Origin of the sequence: Actinotalea lenta, assembly GCF_030586465.1 — a bacterium.
Taxonomy (GTDB): Bacteria; Actinomycetota; Actinomycetes; order Actinomycetales; family Cellulomonadaceae; genus Actinotalea; species Actinotalea lenta.
Genome location: NZ_JAUQYP010000001.1, coordinates 1,883,022 through 1,899,856, shown reverse-complemented (window position 1 = coordinate 1,899,856; position 16,835 = coordinate 1,883,022). Strand labels below are relative to the sequence as shown.

Sequence of the window (16,835 nt, the reverse complement as noted above, 5' to 3'; positions counted from 1 at the left end):
CGCGGACGCGTCACCCCGTGGCGACCCGGCAGTGCCGGTGCAAGGATCGGAACCATGGTCAAGGAGTCGATGCTGGCACGCGGCGAGAAGGTCATCTTCACCGCACACGCGCACTGGAAGAACCTGGTGGTGCCGGTGCTGGTGACGCTCCTCGCCCTCGCGGTGCTGCTGCTCGCCCTGCTCGTGTGGCTGCCCGACCCCGCGACCCAGGCATGGCAGCGGTGGACCGTGGCGGTCCTGGCGACCGCCCTCGCCGTGGCCTTCGGGCTGTGGCCCGCCCTGGCGTGGTTCGCGTCGACGGACACGCTGACCACCCGACGCCTGATCAGCCGCCGGGGAGTGCTGTCCCGGGAGGGGCGCGAGATCCCTATCGAGCGCGTGCAGTCCGTCACCTACCGTCGCACGCTGCTGGAGCGGATGCTGGGCTGCGGGACGCTCATCGTGCAGACCGCCGGCGAGACCAGCGACGTCGAGCTGACGGACGTCGCGCACCTCGAGCGTCGCATCCTGCAGGTCCAGGAGCTCCTGCTGCGCGAGGAGATCCCCGCGGAGGGCAACCCACCGGTGTCCGACGAGGCAGGCACTGACGGCGGCGACGACACCGGACGGGATGCGCCCTAACCGCCGCTCGCCATCGCGGGCCCACGCCAGTGACGGGGCCGCGTCGTCCCCGGTGGGAGGGTGGTCGCACCGTCACCCCGCGCTGACTCGAGCTGGGTCTGGTGGACGAACAGCGCATCGCGCAGGTCCGCACCGCCCAGGTCCGCACCGCGCAGGTCGGCACCGGTGAGGTCTGCCCCGGCCAGGCACGCCCCACCCAGGTCCGCACCGACGAGCACCGCCCCGCGCAGGTCCGCACCGCGCAGGTCCGCGTCCCGCAGCCGGGCACCCACCCCAGCCCGCAGGGCTCGTCGCCCGGGGTATCCCTGCCGGGCCCGCTCGGAGGCTCGACGCAGCAGTGCCGTCATCGCGGCACGCCGGTCGGCGGCTGCACCGGGGTCGAGGCGCTGCACCGCCACGGCCAGGGCGTCGTCCCGAGCGGCCCGCAGGTCCGCACGCAGGACGTCCGCCTCGGGCAGGCGGGCCGCGGCGTCCAGGTACCACGCCATCTCGTGCCAGGCCCGGGCCGAGGCGAGCAACGCGCCCGCCGCGGAGAACGAGCCCGCGTCACCGTCGACGAGCTCCGCCGTCAGGCGCTGGCCGGCGCCGAAGCAGTCGTACACCGCGCAGCCGGAGAAGCCCCGGGCCCTCAGCTCGCCGTGGATCGAGCAGAGCCGACCGGTCAGGTGAGGGCAGGGCACGCCCGCCGCCTTGGTGATCGCGAACTGGGCGGAGCGCTCGAAGGCGGGGGCCACGCAGCACAACGCCACGCACCGCGAGCAGTCCGCCCGCAGCGTCGCCGCACCGGCCTCGCTCACTCCACCCCGAGCAGCACCTCGACGGCACGATCCACGAACGCGTCGACCGGACCTTCGGCGTACCCGTCGGCACCCCGGCGGCGGGCGAACGTCACCTGACGAAGCTCCTCCGAGGTGAGCGGCTGCCCCTGGTCGAAGTACTCGATCAGCCGGTGGCACAGGTCGTCGACGTCGTCGACGTCGTAGGCCTCCTCGCCGCGCTTGGCGCGCGCGAAGCGTTCCCCGTCCGGCCGCGCCAGACGCCCGTAGAGCGTGCGCGCCTGGCCGGCGAGATGCTCCAGCCACGCCTGCTGCCCGTGCGTGCCGACGTACTCCGAGCGCTGCCGGCTGACGAACGCGCGCTCGAGGCGGTCCAGCGCGGCGTCCACCGCGGCCGGACGGTACCCGCCACGCACCAGGTCGAAGGCGACCCGGCGGACGTCGTAGCCGGACAACGGCTCGTTGACCTCACCCTCGTACACCTTGCGGGCGTGCGTGAAGAACTCGTCGACCTGGTCGGGGTCGTACCCGGTGCGCAGTCGCCCGGCGGTCCGGAACATCCCGGTCATGAAGCCTCCTCCGCTGCCAGCTGCCCGCAGGCGCCGTCGATGTCGCTGCCCCGAGTGTCCCGGATCGTGGTGGGGATGCCCGCGACCCGGAGCCGGGAGACGAATTCTGCCTCGACCCGTGGATCGCTCGCGGTCCAGATCGACCCGGGGGTCGGGTTCAGGGGGATCGGGTTGACGTGCACCCAACCGCGGCCCCGCTCGTTGAGCTTGCGGGCCAGCAGGTCGGCGCGCCACGCGTGGTCGTTCATGTCCCGGATCAGCGCGTACTCGATGCTCACCCGGCGCCCCGTGGCCTCGAAGTACCGTCGCGCGGCATCCAGCGCCTCATCCACGCTCCACCGGGTGTTGACGGGCACCAGCTCTCCGCGGAGCTCGTCGTCCGGCGCGTGCAGGGACAGGGCCAGGGTCACCGGGAGCCCCTCCGCTGCGAGCTTGTCGATCGCCGGGACGAGACCGACGGTGGACACCGTGACGTTGCGCGCAGAGACGCCGAACCCGTCCGGGGGCGGCTGGACGAATCGCCGCACCGCGGCGAGCACCGCCTTGTAGTTCGCGAGCGGCTCCCCCATGCCCATGAACACCAGGTTGGTCAGCCGGGCGGGTCCGCCGGCGATCTCGCCGGACGCCATCGCACGCGCCGCCCTACGGACCTGCTCGACGATCTCACCGGCCGAGAGGTTCCGGGTCAAGCCCTGCTGTCCGGTCGCGCAGAACGGGCACGCCATGCCGCAGCCGGCCTGGGAGGACACGCACAGCGTGGCGCGGTCCGGGTAGCGCATCAGCACGGACTCGACCTTGACCCCGTCGTGCAACGCCCACAGCGTCTTGACCGTGGTGCCTCGGTCGGCGGTCAGGGCCCGCACAGGGCGCAGCAGCTCAGGCAGCAGCGCACCGGCCAGGACCTCCTTGGTCGAGGCCGGCAGGTCGCTCATCGCGGCCGGGTCGGCCTCCAGGTGGCGGAAGTAGTGCGTGGCGATCTGCCGCGCACGGAACGCGGGCTCACCGAGCCCGGTCACGACGTCGGCGGCCTCCCCGGGCGTCAGGTCGGCAAGGTGGCGCGGTGGCTTGCCGCGCCGGGGCGCGGTGAACGTCAGTGGCAGGCTCATCCGGCACCTCCGGGCACGAGCACGAGCAGCAGGCTGTACACGAGCGGCGCGCTGAGCAGCAGGGAGTCGAGCCGGTCCATCACCCCACCGTGACCCGGGAGCAGACGCCCCATGTCCTTGAGCTCCAGATCGCGCTTGAGCAGGGACTCCGACAGGTCTCCCAGGGTGGAGGTAGCCACTGCGGCCACCCCGAGCAGGACGCCGATCTCCCACGCGCCGCCGAAGCCCCATCGGATACCGACCGCGCCGACCGCCCCGGCCAGCAGGAGCGAGCCTCCGAGCCCCTCCCAGGACTTCTTGGGGCTGACGCTCGGCGCCATCGGGTGACGCCCGATCAGCACTCCCGCCACATAGCCCCCGGTGTCGTTCGCGACCGCCAGCAGCACGAAGAGTCCCACCCGCATGGCGCCGTCGGGCTGCGCGAGCATCAGCATCACGAACCCGGCCAGGAACGGCACGTACGCCAGTGCGAAGGTCGCGGCCGACGCGTCCCGCAGCGCCGCCGGCCCGGCGCCGTCCAGCACGCGCCAGATCACCGATCCGCCGGCGGTGAGCAGGAACGCGACGAGCATGGCCTCGGCGCCCGCCGTGTAGGCCGACACGAGGATCCCCACGGTGCCCACGAGCATCGGCACCAGAGGCAGGTGGATCTGCCGACGGCCGAACGCGTGCCCGAGCTCCCACAGCGCCGCGCCGCACGCCAGCGCGGCGAAGGCGATGAAGATCTCCTTGCGCCACACCAACGACCCGACCGCGAGCGCGAGCAGGCCGAGACCCACTCCGATGGCGATCGGCAGGTCCCGGCCTGCCCTCGGCGTGAGCACGGCGACGCTCGTCCCGGCGGTCTCAGCCATCAGACCTCGAGGAGCTCGCTCTCCTTGTGCGAGAGCAGCTGGTCGATGAGGTCGACGTGCCTCTTGGTCAGGGCCTCGAGCTCCTTCTCGGCCCGGGCGACCTCGTCCTCGCCCGCCTCGCCGTCCCGCGCGAGATGGTCGAGGGTCTCCTTGGCGTGCCGACGGATGTTGCGCACCGAGACGCGCGCCTCCTCGGCCTTGTGCTTGGCGAGCTTGACGTACTCCTTGCGACGCTCCGTGGTCAGCTCGGGGAGCACGACGCGGATCACCTTGCCGTCGTCGGTGGGGTTCACACCCAGGTCGGAGTCGCGGATGGCGCGTTCGATGTTCTGCATCGCCGACATGTCGAACGGCGAGATCAGCACGGTGCGTGCCTCGGGCGTCGCGAAGGACGCGAGCTGCTGCATCGGGGTGGGCGACCCGTAGTAGTCCACCATCAGCTTGGTGAACATCGCCGGGTTCGCCCGGCCGGTGCGGATCGCGGCGAACTCCTCCTTGGCCACGTCGACGGCCTTGTCCATCTTCTCCTCGGCCTCGAGGAGGGTCTCGTCGATCACCGTTGCTCCTTCGTCGTGGTCACGCCCTGGCCAGCTCACCGTCGGCCTCCGCGGCGGTGAGCAACGTGCCGATCTTCTCACCCCGCAGGGCTCGCGTGACGTTGCCCGCCTCACCCATGCCGAACACCCGCATCACGATCTCGTTGTCCCGGCACAGCGACAGCGCAGTGGTGTCCATGACGCCGAGGTCGTCGACGATGGCCCGCGTGAAGGTCAGGTGCGACAGGAAGCGGGCCGAGCCGTCGGACCGGGGGTCGGCGGTGTAGACGCCGTCCACCCCGTTCTTCGCCATGAGCACCTCGTCGCAGTGCGTCTCCAGGGCCCGCTGCACGGAGACGGTGTCGGTGGAGAAGTACGGCAACCCGGCGCCGGCCCCGAAGATCACGACCCGACCCTTCTCCATGTGCCGGATCGCGCGCAGCGGGATGTAGGGCTCGGCCACCTGGCCCATCGTGATAGCGGTCTGGACGCGGGTGTCGACCCCGGCCTGGACGAGGAAGTCCTGGAGGGCCAGGCAGTTCATCACGGTGCCGAGCATGCCCATGTAGTCGGCGCGTGCCCGGTCCATCCCGGCCTGCGCGAGCTCCGCACCCCGGAAGAAGTTCCCGCCGCCGACGACGATCGACACCTGGACGCCCTCACGGACCGCGACGGCGATCTCCTCGGCGACCCGGCGCACGACGACGGGGTCGACCCCGACACCACCGCCACCGAAGGTCTCCCCCGACAGCTTCAGCAGCACCCGTCTGCGCTCGTCGCTCACTGCGCCCTCCTCGCTCGTCCCCCGACCCGCCGGGGTTCAGGGTGCCACACCGTCCGGACAGACCGGTGGCGGCCCCGCAGGGCCGCCACCGGCGAGAACTCAGGCCCCGACGCGGAACCTGGCGAAACCGGTCACGGTCCCGCCCGCGCTCGCGACGACCTTGCCGACCGTCGTCTTCGGGTCCTTGGCGAACGCCTGGTCGAGCAGGACGTTCTCCTTGAAGAAGCCGTTCATCCGACCCTCGACGATCTTGGGCAGGGCCGCCTCGGGCTTGCCCTCGTTGCGCGAGGTCTCCTCAGCGATCCGGCGCTCGTCGGCGACGACGTCAGCGGGCACGTCGTCGCGCGTGAGGTAGGCCGGCGAGAACGCCGCGATGTGCATGGCGACGTCGTGCGCCACCGCGGCACCCGCCGGGTCCGTGCCGACCAGGACGCCGACCTGCGGAGGCAGGTCCTTGTTGACCTTGTGCAGGTAGACCGAGACGGCAGGAGCGCTGACCCGGGCGACCCGGCGCAGGACCAGCTTCTCGCCGATGGTGGCCGCGGTCTCCGTGATCGCGTCCGCCACCGTGCGACCGTCGAGGTCGGCCGTCAGCGCCGACTCCGCGTCCGCGGCCCCGGCCGCGACGACTGCGGCCAGCACCGAGTCCGCCAGCTCGACGAACGCGGCGTTCTTGGTGACGAAGTCGGTCTCGCAGTTCAGCTCGATGAGCACGCCGGTCTGGCCGGAAGCGTCGTCGGAGACGTGGGCAGCCACGAGGCCGTCCGACGCGGCTCGGCCCTCGCGCTTGGCGACGCCCTTGAGACCCTTGACCCGGATGATCTCGAGGGCCTTCTCTGCGTCACCCTCGGCCTCGTCGAGCGCCTTCTTGACGTCGAGCATCCCGGCGCCCGTGCGCTCGCGCAGGGCCTTGATGTCGGCGGCGGTGTAGTTCGCCATGAGTGGGTTCTTTCCTGTCTGTCGGTGGTCAGCTCTCGGTGGGCTCGGCCTCGGCGTCCGGGGCCTGCGTGGCCGGCGTGGCGTCGTCGGCCGGCGCGGGCTCGACGGTCTCCGGCTGGGCCTCGGACGCCGGGGCCGCCTCGGCGCCGGCGGGCTGCGCGCCCGGGGCGGTCGCGGTGGCGGTGTCGGTGCCGATGGCCTCGATCGGGTCGGTCGCAGCCGGGGCGGCCGCGGTGTCGTCGGCCGCAGTGGCCGGCGCGCTGGGCTCGGTCTGGGCGGCGGCGTCCCCGGCACCGGCGAGGAGCTCCCGCTCCCACTCGGCGAGCGGCTCCGCCTCCGCCGTCGTCTCGCCCTCAGCCGCGGCGGTCCGCGCGCTGTGCCGGGCGATCAGGCCCTCGGCCACGGCATCGGCCACCACGCGCGTCAGCAGCGTCACGGCGCGGATCGCGTCGTCGTTGCCCGGGATGGCGTAGTCGACCAGGTCCGGGTCGCAGTTCGTGTCGAGGATCGCGACCACCGGGACGCCGAGCTTGCGGGCCTCGTCGACGGCGAGGTGCTCCTTGTTGGTGTCGACGATCCACACGGCCGACGGGACCTTGGCCATGTCACGGATGCCGCCCAGCGTCTTGGCGAGCTTGTCCTTCTCGCGACGCATGATGAGCAGCTCCTTCTTGGTGAAGCCGCTGCCCGCCACGTCGTCGAAGTCGATCTCCTCGAGCTCCTTGAGCCGCTGGAGCCGCTTGTTGACCGTGGCGAAGTTGGTGAGCATGCCGCCCAGCCACCGCTGGTTCACGTACGGCATGCCGACGCGCGCAGCCTGCTCGGCGACCGGCTCCTGCGCCTGCTTCTTCGTGCCGACGAACAGGACGGTGCCGCCGCGGGCCACGGTCTCCTTGACGAAGGAGTACGCGCGATCGATGTGGTGGAGGGTCGACTCGAGGTCGACGATGTAGATGCCGTTGCGCTCGGTGAGGATGAACCGCTTCATCTTCGGGTTCCACCGACGGGTCTGGTGCCCGAAGTGGACGCCGCTCTCGAGCAGCTGGCGCATGGTCACGACGGCCATGACGCGTCCTTCCGGCGCGGCCACGGGCCGCGCAGTGCCAGGGGCCGCCTGGGCGACCCGAACCGGGTTGTCGGCGCGCGATCCGGTGATCGAACGCCCCTGGTGCCCCGCGAGGACGGCGCCGCCGTGAGGCGGACCGCTGCCGGCGCTCGCTCCCACCGCCGGGGTCCGGCGTGGTGGCGGGATGAGGGCACGCGATGTCACCCGGGATGGACCGGGTGCGTGGACCATGGTAGCCCACCCGGTGTGCACCCACAGCCCGCCCCGGCACGGCCCCACCCACAGGGCCTGAGGGCGGCCGGCCCGCCACCGGTCGCCTGCCGCAAGGATCGTGGTCGTGACACGACGAGCGGCCGTTGCGGTCGCGCTTGCTGCCGCCTGCACGATCCAGGCCGGTGCCCCCACGCCGGGAGCGGTGCCTGCCCCGACGTCGTCGTGCTGCCGGCCGCCGACCCCCGGCCCGGTGACCGCGCTGTTCGACCCCCCGGAGGTCCCGTGGGCCCGGGGACATCGGGGCGTCGACCTCGCCGCAGCCGTCGGAGACACCATCCGGTCGCCGGCCGACGGCGTGGTGACGTACGCGGGCGCGGTCGCCGGACGCGGCGTGGTGACCGTGCGCCACACGGATGGCCTGCGCTCGAGCGTGGAGCCGGTCGAGCCCTCCGTGCGGGTCGGGGACGTGGTCGGCGCCGGCGCCGTGCTGGGAACGCTGCAGAGCCGGCCCGGTCACCGCGGCGTGCACTGGGGCGTCCGGGTCGGGACCCGGTACCTCGACCCGCTCGACCTGCTGCCGGGCCGCGCGGTCGTCCTGCTGCCCGTGGACGCCGCCTGACGCCGCCTCAGGCGCGCTCCGCCTCCTGGAGGTAGGTGCGCAGGCGGAGCATGGCAGCGGTGTGCATCTGGGAGATCCTGGACTCGGTCACCCCGAGTACCCGTCCGATCTCCGCCAAGGTCATGTTCTCGTAGTAGTAGAGCACCAGGACGATCTTCTCGCGCTCGCCCAGCCGTTCGATCGACCGGGCCAGCAGGAGCTTGGTCTCCTGTGCCTCGACGCTGCCCTGCGGGTCCACCGCGCCGGTGTCCTCCAGGGTGTCGAGCAGGGAGAGCGACTCACCGCGCTCCGCCCCTGCGCCGAGGAGCTCGTCGAGGGCTGCCACGTTGACGGTGGCGAGCTGGGAGAACACCCCGCGCAGCTCGTGCACGCTGATGGCGAGCCGCTCGGCCACCTCGTCCTCGGTGGGCGCCCGGTGCAGCTGGGACTCGAGCTCGGCGAACGCCCGGTCGACCGCGCGGGCCTTGGTCCGCACCGACCGAGGGATCCAGTCGATCGCACGCAGCTCGTCGATGATGGCGCCGCGGATCCGCGAGCTCGCGTAGGTCTCGAACTTCACCGCCCGGCCGGTCTCGTACTTCTCGATGGCATCGATGAGGCCGAACATGCCGTAGGAGACGAGATCGGACTGCTCGACCGACGTCGGGAGCCCGGCTCCCACCCGGTTGGCGACCATGGTGACCAGCGGGGCGTAGTGCAGGATCAGCTCCTCGCGGGCCCCGCGGTCCCCGGTGGCCTTGAAGGTCTCCCAGGTCGCCGCGATCGGGTCCTGGCGCGCGTCGTCGACGACGTCCGGCGACGCGCCGTCCGGGGACGGCGGCTCGCCGCGTCCGGCGCGGGCCTCGCTCGACATGCGTTGATCCTGTCAGGCTCGGGGGTGTGCTTGCTGGTAGGACGCGCGGAGACGGTCCGCCGTCACGTGCGTGTACCGCTGGGTGGTCGCCAGGCTCGCGTGCCCGAGCAGCTCCTGCACGGACCTCAGGTCCGAGCCGCCCGCCAGCAGGTGGGTGGCGGCGGTGTGCCGCAACCCGTGCGGTGCGACGTCGTCGACACCGGCCCGCGCCGCTGCAGCGTGCACGGCCGAGCGCAGCTGGCGCGGGTCCGCACGGCGCCCTCGAGCGCCGAGCAGCAGCGCCGGCCCGGAGTCCGGACCGGCGAGGGCCGGGCGGCCGGTGGTGAGCCAGGCGTGCACGGCCCGTGCCGCCGGCGCCCCGATCGGGATCACGCGCTCCTTGGCACCCTTGCCCATCACACGCACGAGGCGCTGGGCCAGGTCCACGTCGTCCACGTCGAGCCCCGCGGCCTCGCCGACGCGCATGCCGCTGGCGTAGAGCAGCTCGACCAGGGCCCAGTCGCGCACCGTGACGGGGTCGCCGTCCCCGGCCGCGTCCCGCGCGGCCTCGACGAGCCGGACCGCCGGCCCCACGGCCAGGGCGCCCGGAAGAGCGGGCCTGGGCTGGGCCGTCACCAGTCGGGTGGCGGGGTCGTGGTCGACCAGCCGCTCGTCGACCGCCCATGCGTAGAAGCTCCGGATGGCCGCGCCACGGCGCGCGATCGTCGAGCGGCTGGTCCCCGCACCGACCATCGAGGACAACCACGAGCGCAGCAGGGCCAGGTCGACCTCGTCCCAGGCCACCCCACGGCGGGACGCGAAGGCCGTCAGGTGGCGGACGTCGCCGCAGTAGGCCCGCACGGTGTGCGGCGACAGGCCACGCCCGGCGGAGAGGTGCTCCGCGAAGCGCGCGAGGGCGTGGTCCGCCCTGCTGCCGGCCGACGCTGCGTTCTGCATGCCCCTACCGTGGCGTGTCCGACGCCGTGTCACAAGGTGACGGCCTGGGTCGGCGCAGGTCAGGCCCGTCGCCAGCGGCCTGCCCGACACGTCGCCCGCCCGGCCAGCTCCAGCGAACCGAGCGCCTCGAGCACGTCCGGGGCGGCCAGGCCGCACTCCCGGCCGAGTGCCTCGACGGACCGTTCACCGCGCAGTGGCAGCGCGTCGTGCACCATGCGCTCGTGAGGTCCCGGCGGCGGCCCGGTGGGCGGCGCGCACGACGGCGTGCCGTCCAGCAGCTCGAGGACCTCGGCCGCATCGCTGACGCACACGGCCCCGTCCCGCAGGAGACGATGGCAGCCTGCGGATGCCGCGGAGGTCACGGGCCCGGGCACGGCCGCCACCGGCCGCAGCAGACCGACCGCGTGCCCAGCGGTGCTCAGCGCACCGGACCGCCACGCAGCCTCCACGACGACGGTGACCGCGCCCGCCGCGGCGATCACCCGGTTGCGAAGCAGGAACCGGTGCCGGGTGGGGTGCCGGCCCGGCGGGACCTCGCAGACCACGGTACCCGAGGCGGCGACCGCGGACAGCAGCCGCGCGTTGCCCGCCGGGTAGGGGCGGTCCAGGCCTCCGGCCAGGACCGCGGCGGTGCGCCCACCGGCCGCGACGGCGGCCCGGTGCGCCACGGCGTCGATCCCGAACGCACCGCCGCTGACCACGGTCACGCCGGCGTCCACCAGGCCCGCGACCAGCTCGGCCGTGACGTGTTCGCCGTAACCCGTGGCCGCGCGTGCCCCGACCACGGAGACGGTCCTGTCCCACAGCTCTGCGGAGTCGTCGCCCTGCGCCCACAGGCACATCGGGCGGGCGTGGCCCAGATCGTCCAGGCGCGTCGCCCACCCCGGGTCCCCCGGCACCACGAGCTTGCCACCCAGCCTCGTGACCCAGTCCGCCCAGTCCCGGGCGGCGCCGGGCTGCCACCGTGCGGCCCAGCCGAGCAGGCTGCGCCTGACCCGGTCCTGGTTCGCGGACCCGAGAGGAGGCAGCGCGGGCATGGCGCCGGGATCGGCCGCGACGTCCGCGACGAGGGCCAGCGCCTCCGAGGGTCCCAGTACCTCGACCAGCGCACCGGCCACGGGGTCGCCGGGCTCGGCGAGCCCGCTCCACGCCGCCCGTGCGAGACGGTCCTGGGGGACCTCGCCCACGCTCACAGCGCCTGTCCGCGGGTGCGCAACGAGACCGCACGGGTGATCTCCCGGTCGCGGGGAGCGGCGATGCCGGCAAGGTCGGCGAGCGTCCACGCGACCCGCAGCACCCGGTCCGCCCCCCGCAGGCTGAGCGTGCCACGGTCCAACCCCTGGTCGACCGCGCGGGTGTCCCCCGGCGCGCCCGGGCCGCGCAGCCACCGTCCGGAGACCTCCGCGTTGCTGCGCCAACCCGTCCCGGCCAGGCGTCGCGCCGCCCTGGCCCTGGCCTCGGCGACGCGCGCGGCCACCTCAGCCGTCGACTCGCCCGGCCCCGACCGGCGGTCGAGCCTCGTCACGGGCAGCACGTCGACCTGGAGGTCCACCCTGTCCAGCAGCGGCCCGGAGAGCCTGGCGAAGTAGCGGCGTCGCTCCACGGGACGGCACGTGCAGTCCAGTCCCTTGCCCACCGCGTTGCCGCACGGGCACGGGTTGGCGGCCATCACGAGCTGGAACCGCGCCGGGTAGCGGGCCGTCCCGCCGGCGCGGTGCAGCACCAGCTCGCCGTGCTCGAGCGGCTGCCGCAGGGTCTGCATGACGCGGGGGGCGAACTGCGGAGCCTCGTCCATGAACAGCACACCTCGGTGCGCCCGGGACGCCGCGCCCGGCCGGGGCAGTCCGGAACCACCGCCGATCACCGCCGCCGGCGTGGCGGTGTGGTGCGGATCCTCGAACGGGGGGCGCCGCAGGAGCCCGTCACCGGGCCGGAAGGTCCCGGCCACGGAGTGGATCGCCGTCACCTCGACCGCGTCCGCGTCGTCCAGGTCCGGCAGCAGCCCGGGCAGCCGGGAGGCGAGCATGGTCTTCCCGGTCCCCGGCGGTCCCGTCATGAGCAGATGGTGGCCGCCGGCCGCGGCCACCTCGAGGGCGTGCCGTGCCGCATGCTGTCCCACCACGTCGGACAGGTCACCACGGGCCGTGTCGCGACCCCGGTCCGGCTCGAGGCGCGCGACGGCGGTGGCGCCGGGGACCGCGACGTCCGCCCCGTACTCCCGCAGGACCTGGGCGAGCGACACGGCGGCCACCACGTCCGCGCCCGGCACGAGGGCCGCCTCGGGGGCGTCGGCGGCCGCGACGACGACGCGCGGGTACCCCGCGGCGACGGCAGCAGCGACGGCCGGCAGCACACCGCGGACCGGACGCAGCCGGCCGTCCAGCCCCAGCTCCCCGAGGTGCACCGTGCGCGCGGCCGACTGCGCCGGGCACGCGCGCGCCCCGACCATCGTGGCGACGGCGATCGCCAGGTCGAAGCCCGATCCGGCCTTGGGGAGCGCGGCGGGTGTCAGGTTGACGGTGATGCGGCGGCTCGGCCAGTCCAGCCCGCACGACGTCACCGCGGCCCGGACCCGGTCCCGCGCCTCGCTCAGCGCCGCGTCCGGCAGACCGACCAGGCTCAGCCCGGGGATGCCTCCGGCGAGCTGGGCCTCGACCTCCACCAGGTGGCCGGTGAGCCCGACGAGCGAGACGGACAGCGCGCGTCCGAGCGTCACAGCACGCCCCGTAGGTGCTCGACGCGCGCGTCGTCGCGGTCGGTGCGCACGGCCACGACGTCCACCCGCACCGACGCCGGACGCACGTCGTGCTCGGCGAGCCACTGGCCCGTCAGGCGGCGCAGGCGGGCCAGCTTCGCCGCGGTGACCGCCTCGGCCGGGTGGCCGTAGCCGGGGCCGCTGCGGGTCTTGACCTCGACGACGACCAGCTCCGAGCCGTCCATCGCCACCAGGTCGAGCTCACCACGGGTCCCGCGCCAGTTGCGGTCCAGCACCTGCCAGCCCGCGGCGGCCAGCCGCCGTGCGACCAGCTCCTCTCCGTACCGCCCCAGATCGTCCTTCGCTGCCACGGACCACCACCTCCGCCCCCACCGTGCCGGGGATCGGCGGGGCCCCGCGGGCGGGTCCGTCGAACCTGGGGACCCGACCAGGTGCCGGCGGCCTGGGGAGAACTGGCCCTACCGGCGGAACCCACCGTCCGGGACGTCGAGGTCGGCCTTGGCGAGCTCCTCGACGTTGACGTCCTTGAACGTCACCACGCGCACCGCACGCACGAAGCGAGCCGAGCGGTACACGTCCCAGACCCAGGCGTCGCCGAGGGTGAGCTCGAAGTACACCTCGCCCGCCGCGGACCTCACCTGCAGGTCCACCTGGTTGGCCAGGTAGAACCGGCGCTCGGTCTCCACCACGTAGGAGAACAACCCCACGACGTCGCGGTACTCGCGGTAGAGCGCGAGCTCCATCTCGGTCTCGTAGTTCTCCAGGTCCTCTGCGCTCACGGCTCCATGATGGACCATGACGCGCGGTCCTCTCGCGCGGCGGGTAGCTCCCCCGCCTCGTCGGCGCCTGCCGGCTCGGCGCACGGCAGGCGCCAGCTACGGCGGTGCAGCGGGCTCGGGCCGAGCTCGCGCAGCGCCGCCAGGTGCCCCGGGGCGCCGTAGCCCTTGTTCTCGGCCCACCCGTACCCGGGGTGGTCGACGGCGTACGCCACCATGAGGGCATCTCGTTCGCACTTGGCCAGGACACTCGCGGCAGCGACCGAGGAGCACGCCAGGTCGGCCTTGACCCGGGTCCGGACCGCGGGCACCGGAGGCGCCTGCCACAGGTCGAGCTGACCTGCCCCGGTCAGCCAGTCGTGCGAACCGTCCAGGAGCACGACGTCCACGTCCAGCTCGAGCGCGGCCAGGGCCCGCAGGCCCGCCAGCCGCAGGGCGGCGACGATCCCGACGGCGTCGATCTCGCGCGCCGAGGCGTGCCCCACGGCACGGGCGAGACCCCACCGTCCCAGCGCCGGCAGGAGCGCCTCGCGCGCCGCGTGCGTGAGCAGCTTGGAGTCCGCCACACCGCGTGGTCCCGTCCGCGTCGTGAGGTCCACGGCGACGGCGCCGACGCTCACGGGACCGGCGAGCGCCCCGCGGCCGACCTCGTCCATCCCGACGACCACCCGGGCGCCGGTGCGCAGCAGCCCGCGCTCGACGCGCAGGTCGGGGCGAGGGGGCGTCATGGTCCCGTCGGGCTCGGGACGTCCGCGAAGGTCGGGCCTGGGTTGCGCAGCAACCTGACGCGGTCCAGGGGCCACAACGTGACGAACGCCACGCCGACCACGTCGGACATCGGAACGGCCCCCCCGCCCGGGTTGCCCTGGTGGTAGCGCGAGTCCTCGGAGTTCTGCCGGTTGTCCCCCATGACCCACAGGTAACCCTGGGGGACCGTGACGTCGAACTGGATCTCGCTCGGCACGTCGCCCGCGGCCAGGTACGGCTCGTCGATCGCGGTGCCGTTCACGGTGAGCCGACCCCGGTCGTCACAGCACGTCACGTGGTCCCCACCGACGCCGATCACCCGCTTGATGAGGTGCTCACCGGAGTCCTGAGGGAGCAGGCCGATGTAGGTGAGCAGCGTCCGCACCGTGCGCACGGGTGCGGAACCGGACGGCGGCGGGGGCGGAGGGAGCCACCCGCCCGGGTCCTTGAAGACGACGATGTCCCCGCGGTGCACCTGGAGCGGGCCCGGGGCGAGCTTCGTCACCATGACCCGGTCGCCGATCTCGAGGGTCTGCTCCATCGAGCCGCTGGGGATGTAGAACGCCTGGGCGAGGTAGGTCTTGACGACCAGGGACAGCACGATCGCGCTGACCAGGATGATCGCCGTCTCGCGCACCACGAGCCACCACCCGCTCGGGGCGCTCTTCGTCCGGTGGGCCGCAGCATGCTCACGCGTGGGCTCGTCGGTCACGCGCCCACTCTGCCATGCCGACCTACGTGCACCCGCCAGCCGACCGGTCCCGCGGCGCGGTGCGACGCGCGCCCCGGTACGACGACGGGCGGCCACCGTCGAGGTGGCCGCCCGTCCAGGACTCAGCGCGACGTGGTCTCGCGCTTCTCCTTGATCTTGGCCTTCTTGCCGCGCAGCTTGCGCAAGTAGTAGAGCTTCGCACGGCGCACGTCACCGCGGGTGACGACCTCGACCGAGTCGATCGACGGGGAGTGCACGGGGAACGTGCGCTCGACGCCCACGCCGAAGCTGATCTTGCGGACGGTGAAGGTCTCGCGGACGCCACCACCCGAACGACGGATCACGACGCCCTGGAAGGCCTGGATCCGGGAGCGGTTGCCCTCGACGACCTTGACGTTCACCTTGACGGTGTCGCCGGGCCGGAAGGCGGGGATGTCGTCGCGCAGCGAGGCCGCGTCGACGGCGTCGAGGATGTTCATGGCTCTCCTTGCACCCCTGCCACAGGTCAGACGCGCGTGTCAGGCCGGGATCGCCCCGGCTCGTGCGGTGTGGTGGCGCCGAAGCAGGCCGCCTCCCCTGTGGCAGAGGCACGGCAGGCGCACACCGACCCACAAGTCTGCCACAGCCGCGCGGGCGGCTGCGACGTCCCCGTCAGGCCCGGCCGGCCTCGCCGTCCCGCGCGGCCTCGTCGACGGACGACAGCACGGCCCGGTCCGCGGCGTCCAACGCGTCCGGCTCCAGGCCGGCCACCAGGTCCGGACGTCGCCGCGCCGTGCGCTCCAACGCCATGTCCCGCCGCCACCGGGCGATGCGCGCGTGGTGGCCGGAGAGCAGCACCTCCGGCACGTCCAGGCCCCGCCAGGACGGCGGACGGGTGTACACCGGGTACTCGAGCAGACCGGCGCTGCCGTGGGACTCCTCGACCAGCGACTCCGGGTTGCCCAGCACCCCGGGCTGCAGCCTCGCGACGGCCTCGACGACCACGAGCGCCGCCACCTCGCCGCCGCCCAGGACGTAGTCGCCGATCGACAGCTCGGACACCCGCACACCCCGCGTCCGGTAGTGCTCGGCCACCCGGGCGTCGATGCCCTCATAGCGTCCGCAGGCGATCACCAGGTGGTCGACGCCGGCCAGCCGCTCGGCGGTCCGCTGCGTGAAGACCTCTCCGGAGGGCGTGGGCATGACCAGCTCGCTGCCGTCGGTGAGCAGGTCGTCCAGGGCCCGCCCCCACACGTCGGGCCGCATCACCATGCCGGCGCCGCCCCCCATGGGCGCGTCGTCCACGGTCCGGTGCCGGTCGGAGGTCCAGTCCCGCAGGTCGTGCACCGCGACGTCGAGCAGGCCCTGCTCGCGCGCCCTGCCCACGAGCGACAGGCCCAGTGGCGCGAGGTACTCGGGGAAGATGGTGACGACGTCGACCCGCACCTCAGTCCTCCGGGAGATCCACGTCGGCCTCCCCGACCGCGGCCAGCAGGCCGGCCGGGGGGTCGAGCACGACGCGACCGCCAGGCACGTCGACGACCGGGACGATCGCGGTGACGAACGGCACCAGCGAACGGGTGCCGTCGGGCTCTCGCACGACCAGGGCGTCCTGGGCAGGCAGGTGCTCGAGGCCGACGACCGCGCCCACCACCGTCCCGTCGGCCAGCTCGGCGCGCAGCCCGGCCAGCTCGTGCGGGTACCAGGCGTCCGGCTCCTCGTCCTCGTCGACCTCGACGCGCAGCTCCGTGCCGCGCAGGGACTCGGCGGCGGTCCGGTCCGTCACGCCCTCGAACGTCAGGTACCAGCGCTCGCCCTGGCGTCGCGCTCCCGAGACCACGAGCGCGCCACGCTCCGAGCTGAGCGTCCTGCCGGCGGTGAACCGCGCCTCGGGCTGATCCGTGCGCACGTCCACGGCGACCTCGCCCCGCAGACCGTGTGCACGCCCCACCGTTGCGACTGCGAGCTGCACTGCACCCTCCCGATGTGGATCGGGCCCGGCCCCAGGGCAGGGGCCGGGCCCGGAGGCTGGT

Annotated in this window: 21 protein-coding genes; 2 read left to right on the top strand and 19 right to left on the bottom strand. The window is 73.7% G+C overall.

Annotation, left to right across the window (positions count from 1 at the left end):
- The first annotated feature begins 54 nt into the window (after positions 1-54).
- Positions 55-621, top strand: coding sequence for a PH domain-containing protein (locus Q6348_RS09090; protein WP_304600977.1), 567 nt, complete (start codon positions 55-57; stop codon positions 619-621).
- On the opposite strand, the gene Q6348_RS09085 is transcribed toward Q6348_RS09090, so the two are convergent.
- The 8 genes from Q6348_RS09085 to rpsB form a co-directional block, all read right to left on the bottom strand.
- Entirely contained in the window at positions 618-1,418 is an 801-nt protein-coding gene (locus Q6348_RS09085) for a pentapeptide repeat-containing protein (RefSeq protein WP_304600976.1), read from the bottom strand. The genes Q6348_RS09090 and Q6348_RS09085 overlap by 4 nt on opposite strands.
- Positions 1,415-1,966, bottom strand: a complete 552-nt coding sequence (locus Q6348_RS09080) for a DivIVA domain-containing protein (RefSeq protein ID WP_304600975.1) — start codon at positions 1,964-1,966, stop codon at positions 1,415-1,417. The genes Q6348_RS09085 and Q6348_RS09080 overlap by 4 nt, the downstream gene beginning before the upstream one ends.
- Complete coding sequence (rlmN, locus tag Q6348_RS09075) at positions 1,963-3,072, bottom strand: dual-specificity RNA methyltransferase RlmN (protein WP_304600974.1); 1,110 nt, start codon at positions 3,070-3,072, stop codon at positions 1,963-1,965. Before rlmN ends, Q6348_RS09080 begins: the two co-directional genes overlap by 4 nt.
- Positions 3,069-3,926, bottom strand: coding sequence for a phosphatidate cytidylyltransferase (locus Q6348_RS09070; RefSeq protein WP_304600973.1), 858 nt, complete (start codon positions 3,924-3,926; stop codon positions 3,069-3,071). The genes rlmN and Q6348_RS09070 overlap by 4 nt, the downstream gene beginning before the upstream one ends.
- On the bottom strand, positions 3,926-4,483 hold the full coding sequence (frr, locus tag Q6348_RS09065; protein WP_304600972.1) for a ribosome recycling factor: 558 nt from the start codon (positions 4,481-4,483) through the stop codon (positions 3,926-3,928). The genes Q6348_RS09070 and frr overlap by 1 nt, the downstream gene beginning before the upstream one ends.
- Positions 4,484-4,502: 19 nt before the next feature.
- A complete protein-coding gene (pyrH, locus tag Q6348_RS09060) occupies positions 4,503-5,246 on the bottom strand; it encodes a UMP kinase (RefSeq protein ID WP_304600971.1) in 744 nt (247 codons plus the stop codon).
- Positions 5,247-5,345: 99 nt separating this feature from the next.
- Positions 5,346-6,185, bottom strand: a complete 840-nt coding sequence (tsf, locus tag Q6348_RS09055; protein ID WP_304600970.1) for a translation elongation factor Ts — start codon at positions 6,183-6,185, stop codon at positions 5,346-5,348.
- A 28-nt stretch (positions 6,186-6,213) separates the two neighbouring features.
- Positions 6,214-7,251 carry a 30S ribosomal protein S2 gene (gene rpsB / locus Q6348_RS09050; RefSeq protein WP_304600969.1) on the bottom strand — a complete coding sequence of 346 codons (1,038 nt, stop codon included), beginning with the start codon at positions 7,249-7,251 and terminating at the stop codon, positions 6,214-6,216.
- Positions 7,252-7,588: 337 nt separating this feature from the next.
- Between rpsB and Q6348_RS09045 the strand changes: the two genes are divergently transcribed.
- Complete coding sequence (locus tag Q6348_RS09045) at positions 7,589-8,083, top strand: murein hydrolase activator EnvC family protein (RefSeq protein WP_304600968.1); 495 nt, start codon at positions 7,589-7,591, stop codon at positions 8,081-8,083.
- 7 nt (positions 8,084-8,090) lie between these two features.
- Here Q6348_RS09045 and whiG read toward each other — a convergent pair whose 3' ends face one another.
- The 11 genes from whiG to rimM all read right to left on the bottom strand — a co-directional run bounded on the left by whiG (position 8,091) and on the right by rimM (position 16,774).
- Entirely contained in the window at positions 8,091-8,936 is an 846-nt protein-coding gene (whiG, locus tag Q6348_RS09040) for an RNA polymerase sigma factor WhiG (protein WP_304600967.1), read from the bottom strand.
- Positions 8,937-8,948: 12 nt separating this feature from the next.
- A complete protein-coding gene (locus Q6348_RS09035; RefSeq protein ID WP_304600966.1) occupies positions 8,949-9,872 on the bottom strand; it encodes a tyrosine recombinase XerC in 924 nt (307 codons plus the stop codon).
- A 59-nt stretch (positions 9,873-9,931) separates the two neighbouring features.
- A complete protein-coding gene (gene dprA / locus Q6348_RS09030) occupies positions 9,932-11,065 on the bottom strand; it encodes a DNA-processing protein DprA (RefSeq protein ID WP_304600965.1) in 1,134 nt (377 codons plus the stop codon).
- The gene (locus Q6348_RS09025) at positions 11,062-12,588 is read right to left on the bottom strand and encodes a YifB family Mg chelatase-like AAA ATPase (RefSeq protein ID WP_304600964.1); all 1,527 of its coding nucleotides are present in this window, start codon (positions 12,586-12,588) and stop codon (positions 11,062-11,064) included. Before Q6348_RS09025 ends, dprA begins: the two co-directional genes overlap by 4 nt.
- Positions 12,585-12,938 (bottom strand): YraN family protein, encoded by a 354-nt coding sequence (locus tag Q6348_RS09020; RefSeq protein WP_304600963.1) that lies wholly within the window; start codon positions 12,936-12,938, stop codon positions 12,585-12,587. The genes Q6348_RS09025 and Q6348_RS09020 overlap by 4 nt, the downstream gene beginning before the upstream one ends.
- A gap of 108 nt (positions 12,939-13,046) precedes the next feature.
- Positions 13,047-13,367 (bottom strand): DUF2469 domain-containing protein, encoded by a 321-nt coding sequence (locus Q6348_RS09015; protein WP_304600962.1) that lies wholly within the window; start codon positions 13,365-13,367, stop codon positions 13,047-13,049.
- Positions 13,364-14,092: a ribonuclease HII gene (rnhB, locus tag Q6348_RS09010; RefSeq protein ID WP_304600961.1), complete on the bottom strand. Its 729-nt coding sequence runs from the start codon at positions 14,090-14,092 to the stop codon at positions 13,364-13,366. The genes Q6348_RS09015 and rnhB overlap by 4 nt, the downstream gene beginning before the upstream one ends.
- Complete coding sequence (gene lepB / locus Q6348_RS09005; RefSeq protein ID WP_350339655.1) at positions 14,089-14,823, bottom strand: signal peptidase I; 735 nt, start codon at positions 14,821-14,823, stop codon at positions 14,089-14,091. Before lepB ends, rnhB begins: the two co-directional genes overlap by 4 nt.
- Positions 14,824-14,945: 122 nt before the next feature.
- Positions 14,946-15,302, bottom strand: coding sequence for a 50S ribosomal protein L19 (gene rplS, locus Q6348_RS09000; RefSeq protein WP_304600960.1), 357 nt, complete (start codon positions 15,300-15,302; stop codon positions 14,946-14,948).
- A 172-nt stretch (positions 15,303-15,474) separates the two neighbouring features.
- The gene (gene trmD / locus Q6348_RS08995; RefSeq protein WP_304600959.1) at positions 15,475-16,248 is read right to left on the bottom strand and encodes a tRNA (guanosine(37)-N1)-methyltransferase TrmD; all 774 of its coding nucleotides are present in this window, start codon (positions 16,246-16,248) and stop codon (positions 15,475-15,477) included.
- 1 nt (position 16,249) lies between these two features.
- Positions 16,250-16,774 (bottom strand): ribosome maturation factor RimM, encoded by a 525-nt coding sequence (rimM, locus tag Q6348_RS08990; RefSeq protein WP_304600958.1) that lies wholly within the window; start codon positions 16,772-16,774, stop codon positions 16,250-16,252.
- Between the last annotated feature and the right edge of the window lie 61 nt (positions 16,775-16,835).